The following is a 2,299-nucleotide window of genomic DNA, read 5'->3' as shown; positions in this document are numbered from 1 at the left end:
CCGAACCACAGGCCAGCGTCAGCCCGCTGCCCCGTTCCCACACCCGCAGCCGCATCGCATCCGGCGCGGTGATGTGGGCGAAGCCGATATTCGCGCGTTCGGGAAACAGGGGGTCATGTTCCAGTTCCGGCCCGGCTTTCTCCGGCGCCATGGCGTCGGGCGCGGGCAGGAAGAAGGTGGCGTGCGGATTACCCATGGAGACCGCCGCCGGATCGCCCGCCATGGGCAGGTGCAGGGTGTCGCACGCATGGGCCAGCGGCACCTCCGCCCAGCCCTGCTGGGGCAGGCCCATATCCACCGTGACCAGACCGGGCCGCACGATGGTCGCGTGCAGCACCCCCGCGCGGGTCTGCAACCCGATACTGTCCCGCCCCGTCTCACGCGCCAGCAGGTCGGCCACGCAGCGCGAGGCATTGCCGCACGCGCCGGATTCCGTGCCGTCCGCGTTGAAGAAGCGTACGAACACATCCGCGCCCTCCATACAGGCGGGGCGCAGGATGACGAACTGGTCACAGCCAATGCCCCTGTGCCGGTCACACAGCGCCGCGATCCGCGCGGGGGTCAGATCATGACGGCGGGCGCGTTCATCCACCACCACGAAATCGTTGCCCAGCCCGTGCATCTTGAGAAAACCGGTCATCATCCACCCTGTATAGAGCTACCCGCCACCCTGCCGAGCGGGATGGCACCACGCGCGCTCCGTTGCAAGCCCGATCAGACAAAACGCCCCGGCGCGCCGCGCTGCAACACCTCGATCCGGTAGCCATCGGGGTCGGTGATGAAGAAGAACCTTCCGACAAACCGCGCCCCGCAGGCCATGTCCTTTACCGCCTGCGGCGACAGGCCCGCGGCCGCGAGGCGGGCATGTTCCGCGTCCACATCCGCGACCGACACGGCGAGATGGCCATACCCGTCCCCCAGGTCATAGGGCCGGGCGCGGTCGTGGTTGACAGTCAGTTCCAGTTCGAACGTCTGTTCGGCATTGGACAGGTAGATAAGGGTGAAAGTATCAAAAACAAGCCGGTCGGCTACCTTCAGGCCGAAAGCCGTGTCATAAAACGCAATGCTCGCGGCCTCATCGCGCACACGGATCATGGAATGGATCATACGGGCCATCGTGCTGTTCTCCTGTTCCACGCGGCATGGCGCATGATACGACCGCCGCATATGGCATTGTTACTTCCGTACTGTCTGGCATATTCATGAACGACCTGCACGGGTTCCACCCGCATTCCTTTACCGCCGCCTCGGCCCAGTCCGATACGATCTTCTATTCCCGCCGCCCCACCGGCCCCCTGCTGGACGCGGGCGCGCAGCGGGCGGTGACCGCGCTGTACCGCACGCTCCTGCCCGAGGATGGCAATATCCTCGATCTCATGGCCGGAGCCGACAGCCACCTGCCACCGGACATGGCGTTTGACAGCGTGATCGGCATTGGCGTGAACGCGCAGGCGCTTGACGCCAACCCGCGCCTGACCGACCGCGTGGTCGCGGACATAAACGAAACCCCGGACCTGCCGCTGGCCGATGAAAGCATGGACGCCGCCTGCCTGTGCGACGTGGTGCCCTATCTGCGCCAGCCGGTGCGCGTGTTCCGGGAAGTCGCGCGGGTGCTGCAACCCGGCGGGCTGATCGTCATTACCTTTGGCGCGCGCTTCATCCCGCAGAAGGCCACGGCCCTGTGGCAGGCGCTTGATGAGGCGACCGCCGCCGCATGCTGACCGTCCTGCTCCAGCGCGCGGGGTTCGGGCCGGTTGACAATGGCAATGTCACCCCCGCGCCGGAGGACATGTTCTGGCACGACGCCGTGCACGCCATGACCGCGCGGCGTCCTGACAATTTGTAACATGGCCCGGTAACTCAGGCACGAACGGCGCGGGCGGGTGGCAAAAAACGCACGGCCCGCCAGTTCCGGCGCATGTTAAAAGAAATTATCATTTACGTGCGTCGCCGGAAATGTTTTGAAAAATATTATCTGAAACCTGATCGGGGCCTCCTGACGCGAAATGCGGATTCCGTCCTTTTCCAGAAACCGGTATGCCCGCGTTACCGGCATGCTGATGCTGTGCTCGGTTCTGGCCCCTGTCCCGCTCGCGTGGGGTGATGACGACCCTGAATCACTGGATATCATGGAACGCCAGATGGAACATCTGCAACAGCAGCAGATGTCCCTCCAGAACGAACTGGCCGCCATGCGCCAGCAGATCGCGCAGCACCGCGTGCACGCCACCGGCCAGACGGGCGGTAGCGGCGGCCACGCCCTGCAGGTGACCGGATCGGGCGGGCATGTCCATGGCGG

At 65.2% G+C, this 2,299-nt stretch carries 3 protein-coding genes and 1 pseudogene; 1 reads left to right on the top strand and 3 read right to left on the bottom strand.

Annotation, left to right across the window (positions count from 1 at the left end; genetic code table 11):
- Both dapF and JCM25156_RS14095 read right to left on the bottom strand, forming a co-directional pair.
- A partial coding sequence (gene dapF, locus JCM25156_RS14100; RefSeq protein ID WP_025813590.1) for a diaminopimelate epimerase occupies positions 1-643 on the bottom strand: 643 nt, incomplete at its 3' end.
- Positions 644-714: 71 nt separating this feature from the next.
- Positions 715-1,116, bottom strand: a complete 402-nt coding sequence (locus JCM25156_RS14095) for a VOC family protein (RefSeq protein ID WP_025813589.1) — start codon at positions 1,114-1,116, stop codon at positions 715-717.
- 86 nt (positions 1,117-1,202) lie between these two features.
- Here JCM25156_RS14095 and JCM25156_RS24640 point away from each other — a divergent pair.
- A pseudogene (locus JCM25156_RS24640) lies at positions 1,203-1,846 on the top strand (class I SAM-dependent methyltransferase).
- Between the two features lie 271 nt (positions 1,847-2,117).
- On the opposite strand, the gene JCM25156_RS29500 reads toward JCM25156_RS24640, so the two are convergent.
- Positions 2,118-2,299: hypothetical protein (locus JCM25156_RS29500; RefSeq protein WP_206777868.1), on the bottom strand; the 182-nt coding region annotated here is incomplete at its 5' end.

It is taken from the genome of Komagataeibacter kakiaceti JCM 25156 (assembly GCF_000613305.1).
The sequence above is the reverse complement of the archived record's forward strand: the minus strand, read 5'-3'. Positions and strand labels throughout refer to the sequence as shown.